Origin of the sequence: Dictyobacter arantiisoli (genome assembly GCF_008326305.1) — a bacterium.
Classification (GTDB): domain Bacteria; phylum Chloroflexota; class Ktedonobacteria; order Ktedonobacterales; family Ktedonobacteraceae; genus Dictyobacter; species Dictyobacter arantiisoli.
The window spans coordinates 1-18,748 of the sequence record NZ_BIXY01000065.1 but is presented as its reverse complement, the minus strand read 5'-3'; the positions used below and the strand labels follow the sequence as shown (position 1 = coordinate 18,748).

The 18,748-nt window shown below is 49.4% G+C and carries 16 protein-coding genes; 12 read left to right on the top strand and 4 right to left on the bottom strand.

Translation table 11 applies throughout. From position 1 onward, the window contains the following. Positions 1-9 precede the first annotated feature (9 nt). The 3 genes from F1593_RS29635 to F1593_RS28470 form a co-directional block, all read right to left on the bottom strand. On the bottom strand, positions 10-132 hold the full coding sequence (locus tag F1593_RS29635; protein WP_268907073.1) for a hypothetical protein: 123 nt from the start codon (positions 130-132) through the stop codon (positions 10-12). Positions 133-367: 235 nt separating this feature from the next. Beyond that, entirely contained in the window at positions 368-535 is a 168-nt protein-coding gene (locus F1593_RS19020) for a Phenylacetic acid catabolic protein (protein WP_308483064.1), read from the bottom strand. After that, positions 525-686, bottom strand: coding sequence for a hypothetical protein (locus tag F1593_RS28470; protein WP_172632253.1), 162 nt, complete (start codon positions 684-686; stop codon positions 525-527). The genes F1593_RS19020 and F1593_RS28470 overlap by 11 nt, the downstream gene beginning before the upstream one ends. 542 nt (positions 687-1,228) lie before the next feature. Between F1593_RS28470 and F1593_RS19015 the strand changes: the two genes are divergently transcribed. From F1593_RS19015 to F1593_RS18960, 12 genes are all read left to right on the top strand, one after another. Next, positions 1,229-2,104: a VOC family protein gene (locus tag F1593_RS19015; RefSeq protein ID WP_149403148.1), complete on the top strand. Its 876-nt coding sequence runs from the start codon at positions 1,229-1,231 to the stop codon at positions 2,102-2,104. Positions 2,105-2,907: 803 nt separating this feature from the next. Further along, positions 2,908-4,023, top strand: a complete 1,116-nt coding sequence (locus F1593_RS19010; protein WP_149403147.1) for a Gfo/Idh/MocA family protein — start codon at positions 2,908-2,910, stop codon at positions 4,021-4,023. Positions 4,024-4,324: 301 nt separating this feature from the next. Beyond that, a complete protein-coding gene (locus F1593_RS19005; RefSeq protein WP_149403146.1) occupies positions 4,325-5,152 on the top strand; it encodes a LysM peptidoglycan-binding domain-containing protein in 828 nt (275 codons plus the stop codon). A 483-nt stretch (positions 5,153-5,635) separates the two neighbouring features. After that, a complete protein-coding gene (locus tag F1593_RS19000; protein WP_149403145.1) occupies positions 5,636-6,526 on the top strand; it encodes a vWA domain-containing protein in 891 nt (296 codons plus the stop codon). A 350-nt stretch (positions 6,527-6,876) separates the two neighbouring features. Next, on the top strand, positions 6,877-9,207 hold the full coding sequence (locus tag F1593_RS18995) for a PP2C family serine/threonine-protein phosphatase (protein WP_149403144.1): 2,331 nt from the start codon (positions 6,877-6,879) through the stop codon (positions 9,205-9,207). A 4-nt stretch (positions 9,208-9,211) separates the two neighbouring features. Continuing rightward, positions 9,212-11,488, top strand: coding sequence for a protein kinase family protein (locus F1593_RS18990; protein WP_149403143.1), 2,277 nt, complete (start codon positions 9,212-9,214; stop codon positions 11,486-11,488). After that, positions 11,485-12,855 carry a hypothetical protein gene (locus F1593_RS18985; protein ID WP_149403142.1) on the top strand — a complete coding sequence of 457 codons (1,371 nt, stop codon included), beginning with the start codon at positions 11,485-11,487 and terminating at the stop codon, positions 12,853-12,855. The genes F1593_RS18990 and F1593_RS18985 overlap by 4 nt, the downstream gene beginning before the upstream one ends. Before the next feature lie 370 nt (positions 12,856-13,225). Then, positions 13,226-13,903, top strand: coding sequence for a TetR/AcrR family transcriptional regulator (locus F1593_RS18980; RefSeq protein ID WP_149403141.1), 678 nt, complete (start codon positions 13,226-13,228; stop codon positions 13,901-13,903). A gap of 118 nt (positions 13,904-14,021) precedes the next feature. Then, on the top strand, positions 14,022-15,644 hold the full coding sequence (locus tag F1593_RS18975) for a DHA2 family efflux MFS transporter permease subunit (protein ID WP_149403140.1): 1,623 nt from the start codon (positions 14,022-14,024) through the stop codon (positions 15,642-15,644). Positions 15,645-15,776: 132 nt separating this feature from the next. Then, positions 15,777-16,433, top strand: a complete 657-nt coding sequence (locus F1593_RS18970; protein WP_149403139.1) for an HlyD family secretion protein — start codon at positions 15,777-15,779, stop codon at positions 16,431-16,433. An 81-nt stretch (positions 16,434-16,514) separates the two neighbouring features. After that, entirely contained in the window at positions 16,515-17,099 is a 585-nt protein-coding gene (locus F1593_RS18965) for a hypothetical protein (RefSeq protein ID WP_149403138.1), read from the top strand. Between the two features lie 261 nt (positions 17,100-17,360). Next, on the top strand, positions 17,361-17,933 hold the full coding sequence (locus tag F1593_RS18960) for a hypothetical protein (protein WP_149403137.1): 573 nt from the start codon (positions 17,361-17,363) through the stop codon (positions 17,931-17,933). Positions 17,934-18,263: 330 nt separating this feature from the next. On the opposite strand, the gene F1593_RS29040 is transcribed toward F1593_RS18960, so the two are convergent. Continuing rightward, a partial coding sequence (locus tag F1593_RS29040; RefSeq protein WP_216368919.1) for a hypothetical protein occupies positions 18,264-18,748 on the bottom strand: 485 nt, incomplete at its 5' end.

The window sequence follows — 18,748 nt, the reverse complement described above, 5'->3', positions numbered from 1 at the left end:
ATGGGCACGCTACTGATCAACCTTCAGCGTGCGCACAATGCCCATATCAACGATTGAAATCACTGGCAACTCTAGATCTGGGATCGATTGCAACACATGCCAGATCGCAGCTTCATCCAAATTATTATCCATGCACTGGCTCTCCCTGAAAGATTGCTCACCAACTGGCCTGTGGATCTATCCGATACACCTGCGTCATGCGCTCCCATAAGGCGCTAAAATCAGACGTATGGGGGCCGTAGCGGCTGCCACTGATGGATGACGCTTGAAATATCCCCCATGGTAATTGAAGGCGAGTAAAGACCGTTATAATGCTATCCAGCCACATCTGCTGCAAGATTGTACTGTCTGTGGTGAGAATGCCAGCCTACAAGAGGAGGGATTCCCCGGACAGCGGCTCAAATAAGCCAGGCGTGGCAGGCCAGAGTTGCGCAAGCGCCTGTAGCAGACGCTGACGCGCTTCAGTGGTACCACCAGCCAGGCGTTCCAGCCAGAGCGCAGTATGCATCTGATGGTATACCTCCTCACGAAGTATCTTGCTCGCTGCCTGCGCCAGGGGGAGATAGACAGATTAAAGATTGGCGATATTCATCCGGCATCCAAGTGGTTGCCTCAACTTTACCACCCTGCGCGACATACTCACGAAAGTGAGTTACAGCTTCATCTTCATGCTCATCGATCATCATACCAACTCCTCCTGATGGTCAGTCGCTATCTGGCAAGTTTCTTTTTTACCACTCGGTAAAAATATACGCAAGAAAAACTGAATTGTCGATCACCCCTACTATTTAAATCAGGGCTTGCCAATACTCATACGGAGAACACATAAGACGCAATCCCTTGACCGGGTTTTATAGCTGTACCTGACCTCTCTCCTCAGTTCAACAGACAACTGGCACGGACTTCTATTCTACTTATAAGTAAAAAAGTGAAAGGAGATTAAGAGTAGTAGAGAAAGAGATAAAAAAATGGTCTGGAGATAAAAAAAACAAGTGCTAAACACGCATGATAAAAGAAATGATAGAAAATATTGTCCTGTTCAATCTCCCTGAATAGTCACAAATAATCATATATAATAGTATCTAAAAACAAATCAGGGAGTTTTTTGGTTGACAAACTACTAATGAGCCCGGTACCCTTGTACTTGATGACAATAGTCTTGTACAAAATACATATCACAGAAGGTAGCCATGCACTGGCAGCCTTTGCATGATTGGTGGAAAAACTTATGATTACTCGTCTTGACCATGTCATGATAGCTGTTCGCGATCTCGATACGGCCATCGACCATTATCAACGTTTAGGCTTTCGTGTCATTTCAGGCGGAAACCACACGACACTGGGGACACAGAATGCCTTTATTCACTTTGGATTTACTTATATAGAATTGATCTCAACCTTTGATCCAGCAAGGACAATCCAGGCGCTGCCTCATGTCGACGTGATGCTCAATGCTCTGGACCAACGTGATGGAGCGATGATAGGCTATGCTCTTGCTTCAACAGATCTCGCGAAAGATATGGAGCATTTATCCAGAACAGGTCTTGTCGTCAATCAACCGTATTCCGTGCAACGCATGCGAGCGGATGGAACAGCGCTCAATGTACAGGTCTTTATGCCGGGGGGGCAACCCTGGCGCCGTGCCTGGCCTTTTCTCTATGAATGGGAATGGTCAAATGATGAGATCAACCGCGCCCAGACACATGACAATGGAATCACAGGCATAGTCAAAGTCTCAGTTGGCGTGAAGGACTTTGAGCAGGTTATCACTATTTATCAACAGAACCTGGGATTAAAGCTACAAAAACAGGATATCGTGGCACATCTGGATGCCAAACGAGCCACCTTTTGTATCAACGATGCCTTTATCGATCTTTTAACCCCACGCGGCACTGGTCAGTTGAAAAAGGACCTGCGCGAGATTGGTGAGGGCGTATTTGAAATTTTTCTCACCAGCAACAACTTAAACCATACACGCATCTATCTCGAAAAGCAGGGAATTCATTTCGCACAGGACAGTTCTGATCCACACGCGCTGGTCATTGAGCCACAAGAAATGTTTGAAACACGCTGGATTATTACTCCAGAGACCCGACACATATAGACCAATCACCAATAAGAAATGGTGCAAGGAAGAAGCACGCGAGCTAAAAGCCAACGCCGACTTTTAGCCCGGTCGGGCTGGGCCAGTTCAAATCAGTCAAACACCACCAATAGATAGACCGAGATAAAACAACTCCTTACAGTGCAACCCTCCAGCCATTTCTACAGATCGCAGAGGATCATTCAGGATTACTACTGACCACAGAGAAATTCTCCACATGCAAACAGCAAAATTTGTTATTAATGAGGATTTTTTGTTTGAACACCTCGAATGCGAAAACACATGTGTGAAAATCACGAAGAAAGAAGCCTGATGCTTACTTAATGCAAGCCACTTGATCCTCTCACATCGTAGAGTATGGAAGCCCACTGTCCTACAGAAGCCGAAATACCAACTTTGAGCATCTCCTTCGACAAATTCTTACAAAGTGTTTGATTCCCACTCCCAGCGGGATCTTGCTGCTCACCTGCTGGCAGGCGCATGCGCGCCTGCGCCCTTTTTAGTGTGTGGTGCAGAAAAGGTGCATAGCACCTTTTCTGCACCACACACTAAAAACAGTTTTGAGCACCGCAGGTGCGAAAACTCATGCACCAGGATGGCGAAGACCATGGGAATCAAACACATTCTGAGTGTTACAGAAAATGTGCTGAGTACGTTTTCTGTAACACACAAGATCTTTTTGAGCTCCAGAGACGCGAAAACCCATGCCTGGAAACCATTGAAATCAGACACACTCTCGTTAGAGAGACTGTTTCTCTTTTTTTTATCTACTATGTCGAATAATAGAGGTAAGGAGTTTTAATATGGGGCCAACGTCGATGAACCAGTTACGTTACGCTATTATTGGAGCCGGAGCCGGTGTTTTTGGGATGCATCGTCAGGCCTTGCAATCCCCTGATATTCAGATTGTCGCTGTGGCTGATGTCGTTCCCAGTGCCGCTGAGCAGCGTGGACAAGAGTTGGATTGTGCCTGGTATACCGATCATCAGCAATTGCTCTCCAAGGTCAGGCCAGATGTGGTTGTAGTTATGACTCCCCATCCTTACCATGCCCGCATCGCGATTGACAGCCTGCAATCCGGCAGTCATGTCCTGGTTGAGAAACCTATGGCCGTACAGGTGAAGGATGCGGATGCTATGATAGAAGCATCTGAGCAGGCAGAGCGTATTGTGGGAGTAGTATTTCAGCAACGCTTTCGTCCCGAGATCATTGCGGCTCGTCAGCTCATTCAAAGTGGACAACTGGGACGTATCCAGCATGTCACCATGAGTGCCGTCTGGACACGAACTGCGCGTTACTATCAATCCGCTGGCTGGCGTGGCACCTGGAAGGGCGAGGGTGGTGGTGTCCTGATGAATCAGGCCTGCCATCATCTGGATCTGCTCTGTCATCTGATGGGAATGCCCACTCGTGTCTTTGGTTGGACCCGCCGTCTCCAGCACACCATTGAAACCGAAGATACTGTCGAAGGAGCCCTGGAATGGGTGGATGGTGCGCTTGGTTCTATCCACATTAGCACCGCCGAAGCCGATCAATCCGAATATCTCAAACTCGTTGGTACGCGTGGTCAACTGGAACTACAAGGCGGCCAACTCAACTATCGCGCCCTGGAAACAGATCTCACACAATTCATTGCCACTCATCCCAAAGCCATGGCCTCACCCGCCATGCAGGACGTACCAGTTGAGATAGACAATCAGAGTAGAGGAAGCCATAGCACCGTCTATCAGGCATTGAACACAGCAATTCGTGGAGGCACACCTTTTAGCTCAGCTGGAGCCGAGGGGCGCATGTCGCTTGAACTGGCTAACGCCCTCATTTACTCCAGTTACACCCACAGCTACGTCGACCTTCCTCTGAATAGAGAGCACTACTCCACCCTGTTAACTAAACTCATCGATAAACAAATAACCCTCTAACCACCAACAGCGGTCCCTTTCATGGCGTACATACAGGGTAGAGGTCTTTTGGACGACTTCTGGTTTTATAACCCCAATAATATATTAATATATATTATTGGGGTTCATAGTGTATAGTGCAACTAGATATACGTCTGTGAACATCAATGTACATATATTTTAGCGCAAGCCAGAATATCTATAGCGCTGTCTCATAGACGTTTGCGGGGGTCTGCAAGTTGTATATTCGAGAGAGGATACATTGCAAACACAACCACGAAGCTGGAAAAACTTCCAGCGGTATAACGTAGTGAGTTTTGTAGTGAGTACTTGTTTTGTCGTAGTGTTTGGTCTTGGATTAATTGGAGTAATGTCGCGAGCGAAGGTGGAGGGAGCGCGCGCGCTAACTGTTTCCGCTTGCTCACAAACGGATCGCCTACACATTGTTGTTGGAGATGACTCATTGGAGAGCATTGCTGCCGCCTATGGTGTGAGTACCTCACAGATGGCAACATACAATCACTTGAGCCCTTCCAGCTTGACATATATCAACCAGCGTATTTGTATTCCGAGCGCACCGTTTATTGAGATGAGTAGTACTTTGTATGGCGTTCGGGTGCCACCACAACTGGCAGCCCCTCTGGCAATGCTGAAGCACGCAACTTATATAAAGGAAGAGCAACGTGACCAGCCAGCTGCACCCACTTTTCAAGCTGTGCCAGATCCAGAAATGTCGCTATCGATCAGTGCCGCGTTGAAAAGAGTACCGAGGGGATTTGGCCCACTGGCCATTGCGACTGCGTATCGCAATGCATATCCCTTTGGACAGTGTACGTGGTGGGCTTCGCAACGCTACTATCAGTTGCACAATGTTCTGGTGCCATGGACGTTTAATGCGAATGCTGGAGAATGGGTCGATCGTGCCTTGAATTTTGGATGGCATGTATCCAGTATTCCGACGGTGGGTTCCATTCTTGTCCTGAGCGGTGGTGTCCAGGGAGCGGACCCGGTAGGACATGTTGCTATAGTTGAGCAGGTTAAGGATGATGGTATGGTGATCGCCAGTTCGATGAACTGGGGGAAACACCCTGGCTCGATTACGAATTCTCTGTTTCATGAAGGACCAGGCGTCGCTTTCATCAGTCAGTAGTTTGGTGCTGTAGACAGCCAGTGCTACGCCCTGGCTAGTGAATAACGTTTTAAAGACCCCATGCATAATGGCCAGATAGCAGCGCTGCTATCTGGTCCTCGCATTTTTTTAGCTTCCGCTGGAGAGAGAAAAAGGAAGGCGAGGAACATCCCAAACCCGGGCAGCAGAACTGCCGTCCCTGCATGAGAACTGGCAGATCCAGTCGGGCTTATGCATCGTTATCTGGTTGAAGCAAGTATATAAATATTATGGGTTTTCTAGTACCAATGTATAGATGTTATTGCGCGTCAGAAGGCAGGTGTAAACGTCCTTGCCAGGCATTGTACGCTTGTTTGAAGGATGCCTGATGTGGCTGATGCGGCTGATGCTCTCTTGACAAGTGTATGACCATTGGGTAAATTGATGACTAGAAAGTCATGCTTTGGTATCTTTAGTCAATAAATTTAGGATTAGCGCTATTTTTGAGAGGATTTTACTATTTCAATGGATACATATACACAGGTATGGGCGGGTTCACGTCCTGGTTGCCTGATTTTCTTATTAGATCAGTCCGGTTCAATGGCCGATCCCTTTGGGGCCGCACAGGCTGGTGCGGGACGGCGCAAGTGCGATATGGTGGCGACCGTTTTAAATGGGTTTCTCAATGAATTGATTGTTTCAAATACAGTAGCACAACGGGATGGCACAACCGAGGTGCGTCCACGCGCTGAAGTAGCCGTACTTGGTTATGAGGGTATTTCGGTTGAGCCTGTTTTGCAGGGAAATTTGACGGGCAGGACCTTTGTCGGCTTGTCCGAGTTGCAGATGAATCCTCTGGATATCGAGCGTCGCCACCGTACTGAGATCGATGATACCGGCCAGGAGATTGAGATTACTGTGCCTTTTCCGGTCTGGGTGAAGGCAAAAGCGGGCGCGGGTACACCAATGTGTATGGCGTTACAACAGGCGCATGAGCTGGCTCAGGAGTGGGTCGCGCAACATCCCGATAGCTATCCTCCGGTGATTATCAATGTCACGGATGGCGTCGCCAGTGATGGAGATCCTTTGGAGGTGGCACAGGCCATCAGACAGGTTGCGACGAATGATGGTGAAGCTTTGGTCTTCAATGTCCATATTACTGATATCAATCTTGCCCCTATTACCTATCCTGCGACCAGCGAAGCTCTTCCCGCTGATCCTTACGCACAATTGCTATTTGAGATGTCAAGCGTTATCCCTGAGAGTAGCCGTAAGCTTTTACAGTCCCTGCTGGGAAGAGAAGTTGAGCCAGGCGCGAAAGGGTTGATCTTCAATGGAGATGCCGCGTCTGTACGTCAGATGTTTGTCTTTGCCAGTGTACCTGCTACGCAGCCATTGACCACCAGCAATTCCTGAGGATTTTTCCTTTTTAGTACCAGATATACTGATCTTCGTAGTTATAAAAAGATATAATCTATAGCACACGCGTCTGAAGGTGCAAGATCAGACCAAGTTATACTATGCTCAAAAATCTGAGCCGCAACGCATGGGGAATGCGGTATGAAGAAGCAAACATCCTGTTAAGCCAGTGAAGCCATGCCTCTGGCTTATTGGACTGTTACCCTGCATTTGAAAAATGGCCTTGTCGGGCAGAAGTGGGACTGCAAACCCTTGATCGCTTTTGCAGCCCCACTCGGAGAACCTTTGCATGCAGGCTGACAGTATACTGGCAGGATGGCAGCATTATGATGAGAAACTGAAATTGTATGTATGCACAAGTTACCAGGTTGCAATGTTGGAAATCCGAGCATAATGAGCAGTCGTGCGAAGATGCTTTGGGAATACGCCTTTCTGAAGGCTTGTTAGCTGTGGCTGACGGTGTTGGAACAACGCTTTTCTCTAACATATGGGCCCGGCACCTCGTCGATCATTTTATCGAGACACCACTACTGAGCGCTGATCCGTTTGAGGTTGAGTGGTGGTTGCGTACGGCGCAAGCGCATTTTCAGCAGACTTTGCCCGCTCTGGAAGGAATGCCCTGGAACGTTTTGCAGAAAGTGCAAAATGAGGGGAGCTTTTCGACGCTCGCTACTATTCGTGTATTGCCCGGACAGGGCGCTACCCTTTCTCGCAAAGCCCAGTTGTTGGTATTTGGGGATAGTTGTATTTTCATCCGAAAGGCTGCTACAGCCGCTGTATCTGTTTTCCCCGTGAAACGCGTGGCTGATTTTGATCAGCCGCCGATTTGCCTGCCTTCTCGTCTCAGTGCGTTTCAGCGCTATTTTCAGCGTGGCATGACCTGTCAGATCGAGTTTGAGCCTGGCGATATGGTCATTCTGGCGACGGATGCGGTGGCGCGCTGGATTGTAAGCGCGGGCGGGGGCCATTTACAGGATCAGGCTGCGGCTTTTATGGCTGTGACCGAGCAGGTACCCGCGTCATGGCCGACTTTTATTGCCTCTTGCCGGGCCGCTGGCGAGATGGTGGATGATGATTGTACCGCGGTCGTTGTACGCCTGGATAATGAGCCTGGACCTGATGGCGCAATGCTGGGTGGGACGTTTGCCCACCGTCCAGCTATGCGGGCCAGTCGCGGCGATGCTTTTTTACAGGCAGTCCATAATCAAAATAAAGAGCAGGCGGCTATTCTCTATGGGGATGGCATTGATCTGGAATACGAGGGTATCTTTTTGCCGCTTGAGGAACAGGAGCATGCACGTCAGGTGGCCGATGCCTTGCGCGAAGTATTGCAGGTGTTGCGCCGCAATGTAAATGATCCACAGGCGGCGGCCAGAATTATTCCTACGTGGCGCAAATATGCTGCGCTCCTGATAGATGAGCCCTGTGCGGATGCGGTCTGTAAGACATTGGAGCGTATCGGTGTGCCGCTCCGTGAGGCGATGGCACCTGCTGGTACGACTATGGCAATACAGCTAGCCAGGCCACGTTCCTTGCATGTTATCATCAAGAGCCAGGAGCAAATGCATCTGGAATATAGCGTAAGGCAGGCTATTGCTTCGAATCGGGATGAGGCGATTGTGGAGGTGTACCATACAATCCAGAATTCGCCACATGCCGCCGCGATATGGGGCGGGACCCGTGAGAGCGAGCGGCAGCGTATCCAACTGGCATTACAACGGGATAATGAGCGGCGGCGTATGCAACGTGCTATCGCCAGCCAGCGTGTCGAGCAGATTGCTATCTCAGCGGACCTGATTGGACGTGATACCTCGTTCCTCTCTCTCGAAGAGCAGCAACTGGTGTTTCTCTCCTGCCAATTTGTGGATGCCTGGCGTTTACAGGACTCCCGAGCTTTACTTGCGGCGGTCGCTGCTATTCTGAATTCTCCTTATCGGGATTATTTGCTATTTACTAATCAAGAAATGGCATATATCGAACAGGTGCGCCGTCAATATGAGCAACAGCAGCAACGAGCCTTGCCTCCACCCGCCGCGGCTACGCCACGACCATCTCCGATGACTACGACGCCAACACCGTCTATGTCGATGATGCCGCCATCTCCTACAGCTACAACCCGGCCATCAACTACATCCACGGTGCCGTCATCTTCCACGGCAGCGAGTAGCAGTGCGCTATCCTCTTCGATGCGGTTGGCTTCCGATATTCCTGCGATTAGTGAATATTGGTTCCGTAAAGTGTGTCACGTGAAACGTCTCTATTTGATCCATTGGGTGTATCAAAAAGTATCTGACGCGGAGTTGGAGCAGACGACGCTGGATGATCTGGTCAATGCCGCCTTGATTCAGGAAGGGATTAAGCTGGCTAATCGTACCGGTGCCTCGGTACCATTGATGCCTGAGATGCTCTTGCCGGATATTTTTCAAGCCTTTAAGAATGATCCCGCAGTAAACTATGCAACGCTGTTGCGCGCATATGCTTTGACTGATGAGCAGGTGAAAGATATTCTGCTGATGCTGCTGAACCGCCAGCTCTTTGAGGAGTATCTGCTCTGGGAACAATCGATGCAGTTGCAGGATTGGCTGGAGGTGACACATGGCTATGATGGCTCGACCTTCCGGCAGCGTCTGGAGCAGGTGTGCCCCTGGGTGGTGAACTTTAAATGGTGGAGAGGTTAAGGGTATGCCGGATCGTCTTGCCTATGATGAGGCGATGCTTTTTGCCGCGACACGCTTACGGATAGCCGATCCCGAGTTGAAGCAGGGCAAGGTTGAGGTCGTTACCAGCCAGACGGCGCTGGGAACGGTCGAGCGCCCCTGGGGTATTGAAGGGGGCTTCGCAGTCGTCTATAAGTTTCGCACTCGCAGTGGCAAAATGCGTGCTCTACGCTGTTTTCGTGTTCCAATGAACGCGACAATGCGGTTCCGCTATGAGCGTATGGGACCCTTCTTTCAGCGCCATGCGTCCGCTATCACCGTGGGTTGTTCCTATCATGATGCCAGTATTATGGTGAAGGAGCAGGGGAAAAGCACGGCGCAGGCATATCCCGTCATTGATATGGAATGGATCGATGGCCTGACGTTATTGGAGCAGGTAGATGTGTTCTGTCGACAACGCGATACCGCCTCCTTACGTCAGCTCATCCAGCAATGGCTGTATCTCGTCTCGTGTATGCAACGTTGTGGGATGGCGCATGGGGATCTGGCCGCCGTGAATATTATGGTCAGGCCAGATCACTCGCTGGTCCTGGTGGACTATGATGGCGTTTATCTGCCTGAATTTGGTCCTACCGCTGCCCACCTGGATCGCGTATTGTTGGGACAGGCTGACTACCAGCATCCACAGATGTCTGAGCGCACCTTTAACGCCTCTATGGATGCTTTCTCTGCCCTGGTTATCTACACAGCATTGTCGGCCCTGGCTGTTCACCCCGAACTCTGGGATACATATATGAAGCGCGATCAGCAGGACAAACTGTTGGATACCAACCTGCTTTTTACGCGCCAGGATTTCAAAGAGCCGCGACAATCCCAACTGTTCCATGAATTGCTGCGCCTGGATAATGCGCAGGTGACAGATGCCATCCATGCACTCCAACAGGCCTGTCTGCAAGATGTTAATCAGGTTCGTTTTCCACTTCAATTTATTGAGCAAGCTCCCAGTTTGCATGATGGAACTCTGGTCTATCCGACAACAAGTAATGTACGGCGTGACAGCGTCCTATCCTCTCTGGCGGTAGCTGATAGCCATGATATCCACCATACCGCGCCGAGACAGAGTGTTGCAAGTATCCAGCGTTCTCACACAGCCTCATCCTCGCTATATCCTATCGCTTCTGGTGTGCCAGGGGTAAGTCGCGCGGTGACGGAACGTGCGGTGAGCGTACGACAGATGGATGAGCAGATTAAGCAACTATCTCAAGTCTGTCAGAGCGAGGACGATGAGGCAATTGCAGCTGCTTATGAAGAGATCAGTAACTTTGGTCACTTTGATGCTCAGGCGCTGCCAGAGGCGTTATTAGAACGGGCCAGACTTGCGCAGCGTCGGCGTAGCGCGCTGGCTCGCTTCCGTATCGCGCTGTCCAACAAACGACCGCTTCAGATTGCGACTGCCTACGATGATCGATTGTTGAACAATTGTCAGAACGTTACTCCGCGTGAGCGCTCGCTACTGGCTCGGGCCCGTGCCTTCCAGCGGGCATATCAGGAGCGCATCGCCAGCGCGTTAATCGACGCCTATGAGGCCATCCAGCAATCCATTCCCGCGCGTACATTTCTATTTTCCGCACAGGAGCTGGAAGATGTGCAGACGGCTCGCGCATATCTGAGTATGTACCAACGTGTCGAGCATGCCTGTGCCAGCGAAGATGAGCAGGCGATCCGGGCAGCCTATGATGCTACTCTTGCGCAAGCTTTTAGCGACTTTACGGCCTCGCAGCGCCAGCGTATTGCCTGTGCCCTGCAAAGTGTGGAGATTGAACAGGCATTAGCCAGCAAGGCTTATGAGCGTGCACTGCTTGCTAGCAACGCACTGCCTGAAGCTGTTCGACCGTATATTAGCACGTTCAACGCCTTTAAACTACAGAAAGCTGCTCTCCGCTTTGTTCGGCAGCATGACCTGACAGCCCTGACGGTCGAGCTAATCCAGCAAGCTGGTCGTCCACAATTATTGGTGCGCTGGCGATGGCCTGCAACAGAACTCATCCAGCATGCCGTGATCGTCTGGAGTAACGCAGGTTATCCACCTCATCTGGCGAACCACGTTCAGCGTGCGACACTGGGGAAGACAACTTGCTGGGTTCAACGGCAGGGCCAGGAACAAGGACAATGTATGCTCCCGTTTGAGGCGGCTGAGCATATCTATGTCCATGGGTATAGTGCGCTCTTAGACGTCTGGGAGGACAAAGAGCGCTGGTTTTTTGCGGATGGAAGTGATCCCACCTCACAAGGAGTATTATGATTGAGACAACACGTATGCTTGATCTTTTGACAACCATGACGCAGCGTATTGAAGAATTTGATCCTTCGGCCGCGCAGCGTCTCACCTTTTTACGGAGCGCGCTTGAGGATGAATCCTCGGCTGAGATGAATGCCTGGGCTGATTCCGATCCCCTGGCTATAGTCCAGCCGGAGGTTGTACTGGCACAATATCATAGCTATCTCACGCAAAACACACGATCCGGGCGTGATATCGCATTCTGGGCCAAGCCACTGCGTATCTTTCTACTCTGTCTACCGGTACTGCTCACTGGCACTGGCCTGTTGCGTGCCTTGCAATTATATCCATCTATCCTGTCATCCTCTATCCATAACGCCAGTGGCTCACTCCTCTACTGGTGGCAACAGGGTTTTAATGGACAATTGCCATCCTGGTTGCGTATTGGTCCGCTGGTTGTCGTCGACCTGATCTTTGTGCTGGCCTTTCTGCTCTTCTCCTGCTGGTTGGTACTGGGTCCAGCGCAGAGGCTGCAACGTCAACAACAGGAGCAACTCCGGCAAGAACAGGAACTCCGTAGTGATCTTACTCACCTGCTTGCCCTGGTCTCACTCTATTTAGCACAATTTAAGAGCCAGTTGACCGTAGCGGATAATCTGACCGTGGTTGTCCGTCGCATTGATACGATGTCTCGCCGTTTAGACGCGCACTTTGAGCGTATCACTGGTGATTTCGCGGATATGACGCAACGTGTCTCTCAGCACTTTGAGCGTATCACTGGTGATTTCGCAGATATGACGCAACACACCTCTGAACATTTTTCCCTCCTGTCTCAAGATCTTACTCAGGACCTGGATAACATGGCCCGCGATATGACCAACAAATATGATGCTATGTCACAGCAGGTTATGAAATACTTCAGACAAGTTGCTGATCAGATGCTTGAGCAGTCAATAGAGGGGAGTAAGTATTTGAAAGAGATGGGGGATTTAACGAGCGGGATAGTACAAACAGCTGCGCATGTCGATCACGCCACTAACCTGCTCAAAGAAACAAACAGCCAGCTAACTTTTCAACTTGAAGAGCTGGTGACACCGATGGTTGAACTCACGCAACAGCAAGAAATGCTAAATATCTCGGCCTCACAGGCAACCCGGCTCCTCACAGATACTGCCCAAACCATGGCTCAGCTTGGCCGTCAGCAGGAACGCTGGGGCACCGACCTGCGTAATATGCTCGATGGACTGGATCTCTCTAACGAGCGCACGACCGAAGTCGCCCTGAAACTAGCTACCCTTGCCAGCCACCAGGATGCATTTCTAACCCGGCTACAACAGGATCAGCAGCAACTCATCGAACTGCTATCCCGGCCCTCTGAACACGCCCTGTAAGCCTCCATACGCGCCCAGGCCAACGAATGATGGTTGACTCGTATCTAGCACCCTTTACCTGGTGGAGTCGCGCATAAACTTGCCCCGAAGATACGTCAGAGAACGATAGAAGCGCATTTCACAGGTTTTAGATTTATAGCCTGGTGCGAGCTGGTTGTATAACTCCACTCGTGGAGGGCAACCGCTACGTGGGTTCGTCTGTGATAGGTAAGTCCTGAGTTGTCGAGGACTGCTTGACAGAATTATGACTTTCTGGTAAATTAGTGACCAGGGAGTCATAAAGAAATTAATCTAGTCAAAAATTGGTTTTAATAGTCAGAACACAACTGGTGCGATCAACACATTATACTTAAGGGATGTAGATTTATAGATGACTATACATCAATCGCTTAAAGAAAAGCAAAGGCAAGAGCGCGAAACCCTTGTTTTGCAGGCGGCACAGGAAGTGCTGTTGGAGCGAGGATATCACGATACTTCGATGAGCGAGATTGCTCAGCGCGTCGGGGTAGCCAAAGGGACGCTCTACCAGCATTTCGCCAGTAAGGAAGACCTTGTACTGACTCTTTTCAAACGGGAACTCCAGGTCTTGCAAGATGCTATGAAGCAGATTCTCAAAGAGCAAGAGAGCGTAGACATACGCCTGTCTCATCTGGTCGATGAAATCTGTCGACAGATCGCTAAAAAACATATGTTGATATTTATGTGGCGTGAAAGCATCGATACTGGCATGGAATTGGATTCCCAGTTGCAAGCTGCCTTTAATACTATTCATATGAATATGCTCAGTTTGCTCGACGAAGGTAAGAACAATGGCGTTTTTAATGCGATGTTGCCGACCGAGGTGATGCTGGAAAGTTTGATCGGGATGATTATGTCCCGTTTGTTCAAAACCTTGCGCAGTGGTAAAAAGGTCCGCCATGAGGATCTCGTGCGCTATTTGAAATGTATCTACTTTCACGGTATTACGGCTCCTGCTTCTTCTTCACAGGCTTACCAACTGTCAGCAGAAGAAAAGGACAACATATCAACAGAACATATAAATGCCTGATGGCAAGCCATGTCGCGCTTGTCATCAGGCGGAGCAGAATTGTCAATACCTTTATATGTTCTTTCCATTTTTATAGATAGATAAATAGCTAATAGACGTCATTAAGGAGTTAGATATTATGCAAGTTATTGCAACGCCCCCGGCCGAAAAAACGGGGGGACTTGCGTATAAGTGGATCGTTGCGATTGTGATCGTAATCGGATTGTTCATGACGATTTTGGATAGTACCATCGTCAATACGGCCATTCCGAAATTAGAGACTAACTTTGGAGTTAGCCTTACCAGTGTGCAGTGGGTATTAACAGCGTATACGCTGGCCCAGGGTGTCGCCACTCCATTGACTGCATATCTGGCGAGTCGCATTGGTAACAAGCGCTTATACCTCGTCGCGCTGGCTGGCTTTACTATCGGCTCAGCGTTGTGTGGTATCTCCTGGAGCCTCCCAACGTTGATCGCGTTCCGTGTGATACAGGCCGTCTTCGGAGCCTTTATCTCACCGTTAGCGATCACCCTGCTCTATTCGGAGTTTCCTCCGGCCGAGCGCGGTACCGCGATGGGTTTTCTGGGTATCCCATTGTTGTTAGGCCCTGCCCTTGGACCAACCGTGGGTGGATATCTGGTAACCTATTCCGGCTGGCAATTAATTTTCTATATCAATGTGCCAATTGGTATTGTCGGCTTGATTGCCGCGATGGTCTTTTTAAACGATAGTCCCGCGCATCGCGTCAAATTTGACTTCTGGGGCTTCATTTTTGCTGGCATTGGTCTGGCATCCACGCTCTATGGTCTCTCATCCGCCGACTCGGATGGGTGGGGATCTGCAACTGTGATGGGATGTATCGGTGGTGGCGTAATTCTCCTCATCATCTTTGTGTTCCTGGAGTTGCAGCGTGTCAAGCAAGAGAAGCCGGTTCTATTGGATCTGCGCGTCTTTAGCGACATGACCTTTACCACCGGTATCATCGCAAGCTCGTTAGTAATTTTTTCTCTGTATGGTGGACTATTTGTTATACCGGTCTACTTACAATCCTTACGTGGGCTGAGCGCTTTCCAATCAGGTCTTGACCTGTTGCCGCAATCATTGTGCTCGATGGTTGCTGTAGTCATTGGTGGTCGGCTGGTTGATAAAATGGGTGTTCGTACCATCGTAATTCCGGGCTTGCTCGTAATGGGTTTTGCGATGTACATGCTTACATTCATCAATTCTTATGAGTCAATTTTGCAAATGCAAATTGCCCTGTGCATTCGTGGTTTCGGTCTTGGCTTCTGTATGCAGCCATTGATGATGGCCAGTCTGTCGCAGATCAAGCCAAAGATGCTCTCGCAGGCTTCAGCTGTCAATACGACCTTCCGTTTTGTCATTAGTTCGCTGGCAGTCTCAGTCATCTCTACCTTTGTATCATCGCAGACCACCAGGCACTACGCCAACATCGCCGTAAAGTCCTCTCCTGACACTTCTCTGGGACGTTTGATCCAGATGCTTCAGGCTGGCTTTATGGCTAGAGGGTTTACGATGCAGCAAGCCATGGCGGTCGCACTTAAAGAGGTTTCTGGACTGGTTAAGCGACAGGCTTATGTGCAATCGATCAGCGATACCTTCTGGCTCACGCTCATCTTGATTGGAGTAGCAGTTTTCGCTTCAATCTTCGTGGGTGGCTTCAAGAAAAAGCCGCAGGTTGCACCCGAGTCATTAACTGAGGAAGAGCAGAAAGCATTGGAAGAGGCTGCAATGGCTGTCTAAGTCTTGCATCCTTCCATGCTGTGTGGTAGAAGGGAATACTAAAAATTCCCGAATACGCTTATTCATTCAATACACTTTATACGTTTTTTATCTAAATTCTAATGCCCTCATTTAAGAAGGAGAATGCGTACAATGCGTCGCACTGTTTTAGTTACGGTCCTCATCGTAGTTGCCATCCTGGCTGCGGCTGGTGGTCTAGGCTACTACTTCTACAATAGTTATCTTTACTATACGATCGATGATGCTCAGGTGACAGGTACAATTCTGCCCGTTGCCAGCCCTGGCTCTGGCCAGATTGACACTCTGGCAGTGAAGCTTGGCGATAAGGTCACCGCGAACGAAGTTATCGGAACTGTCCTGGTCACACCTGCCACTGGTGGCAAACCTGTGGATGTGAAAGTTAGCAGCCCCATCGACGGTACCGTCGTTCAGGATAGCGTCGTAGTTGGTCAGGCCGTTGCTGCCGGTACCCCTCTGATCCAGGTTACTAATCTTAATAACTTGACCGTCACCGCTTATGTGGATGAGGGCCGTATCAATGATGTGAAAGTCAACCAGGAGGTGGACGTTACCATCGATGCATTCAGCGGTACCAGTTATAAAGGCCATATCCAGACCATCGTTGCAGCGACGGCCGGTTCCTTCTCTTTGTTGCCAACCAATGACAACACAAGTGGCAACTTCAGCAAAGTCTCGCAGCGTGTCCCGGTTGTCATCACCCTGGATAGCAATGGTAGCAACAATGTTGTCCCTGGCCTGAGCGCCGAGGCAACCATCCACCTGCACTAGTAATCACCACCTCTTTGATGGATATCTGCCCGACAGCGTCATGGCAGATATCCATCAAAGCATTGAACGAAGGAGAGAAGAATGATTATTGGAGGATTGATTGCCATTGCGGTTCTCGCCTTGCTGGGTGCATTCCTGGCGTCACGTGGTGGTAACACGAGTGCTAAAGTAACGGCGGCTGCAGCTGTACCTGCCGGGCCAGTTACGCCTGCTGCGATTGAGAAGCAAGAGACGATGCCAGCGCCAGAATTAGAGAAGAGTATGACTCTTCCTCTCTCAGAGCATGAGCGCAAGGACCAACAACTCTCAGCCAGAAGTCAGCCCTTAGAGCAACTGGATTTTCCAGAAGCCCCAACGATGGCGTACGCGAAGAACGAGCATACAAATAACATCGCGGATTATCCAACCCGTGAAGAGGTACTGCCAGTATCCTGGGCAACCGAGCAGTCCGCCCAATCTCAATATTCCGAGCGTGAAATCGCCACATTGAATCGCCAGTTATATGAACTGGCCGGACAACTGCACATCTTGCAGCGCCAATCGCGAGATATTGAACAAGGACTGGTTCAATTGAGCGGTGTCATTGAGGGAATGCATGGACGTAACTCTGCAGAACAGAGTGCGAATGGGATTCCATCAGCCGCGGGTTTGCACTACAGAGAGTAGCTGGTACGCGGAGCTATCTCAACAAACCGGACAGTTTTATCCAGCACAAAAAAGACCTCTAGACGTCTAGAGGTCTTTTTTGTGCATGCTCTATATCCTTTCTCATATCGCTTGACTTTGATATGACCATCTGGTAAATTGATGACTGAATAGTCATGAAATCGTTACATAAGTCATGAATACCTTCTAAATCTTTGTGCCTATCCTATCTATTCTTCTGCTTATCAACGTGTTCCAATAGAGCCGGCGAAAGGAAGAGACATGATTATTGGTGGATTAATTGCAGTCGCTGCTATCGCGCTGCTGCTAGCTTTTTTACTTATGCGCTCAGATGAGAGCGCCCAGCAGACTCAAGCTCAGACTCGGATAGCTTCGGCTGCTGATAACAGTAATGTTGCTACTGAACGTGTGAGCGCTCCCATAGAGCCAGCCAGAAACCAGCAGGCTTCGGTAACAGTACCCATTCCATCTGCTCGTGAAGAAGAGCGGAGCCAGCCGTCCGTACAATCATATACGCAACCGCATAGGTCGTCATATTCACAAAATCAGACATTTGCACCTGATACCTATACTGTACCCCGAGGTGAAAGCCGTTACGAGCCGCCACTATCACCATTAGAGCCATTGGAAGCCGATGTACCAGCGTTGAATCGCCGTTTGTATGAACTGGCAGGACAATTGCGCTCTGTGCAGCGTCAATCGCAACAGATTGAGCGCACCTTGATCCAACTCAGCAGTATCCTTGAAAGCATCGATCAGCGTGGTCGTCATCCCAGTGATCCGCTTTATGCGGGACAACTCTACGGAGCCGAAACCGCCGAGGAACGGGAATAAGCCAGCCAGAAGCAATCAAACCAGACGTGCTTAATTAAATATATGTAAATATGTAACAAGCACATCTTTTTCATATGGAAAAGTAGCTCCGAATGCCGTATTATATAACAATAAGTAGAATCTCTACATTGAAAGATCGAAAATGGTAGGCTTTTACAAACCAAAGAGATGTGCGTTTAATATGTAGAAGAGAAAAGTATCAAAGATTAGAGGAGGAGAAATCCTATGATAAATATGTCTGGCGAAGAAATACTTGAATCGATGGAGCCCAGAGCCGATGGCTCTATCCATTCGACCACTGAAAGCGTAATTGAACTACTCAAAAAAGACTCACGCATTACTGACCAGCAGATTGCTGACGAGCTCCATCTCAAAAACGCCGAAGTAGCGCGCGGCTGGCGTATCGTCGCTGAAGAAACCATCAAAGCCCGCAACTGGAAAGCCACCGATGATCAATCCTAAGAAAACCGACATTGCCACCAAAAAACCTTGATTTTTGGGCCAGGATATGTTATTATTAAATGGTGAACACGAGGAGCCAGCAATTGGCTTCTCTTTTTTTATGTCCACAGCTATGAAAATCCTGCCAGACAACACCAACCACAACCGAAACTGATCGCCAGATTGCCAGATCACTGCCACTATTCCCTGCCCTGGACTCGCGCTTTTCTGAAATTGGCACATTGGCACAAGGGTGCCATTCATTTTTTTGCGCCGCCAAAATGGTAAAATAAAATGGTAGTAAGAAATTTCACCAAAAGAAAGGTGGGCGAGATCATGAATGCAGAAGACCTGGAAAAGCGTTGGCAGCAAAA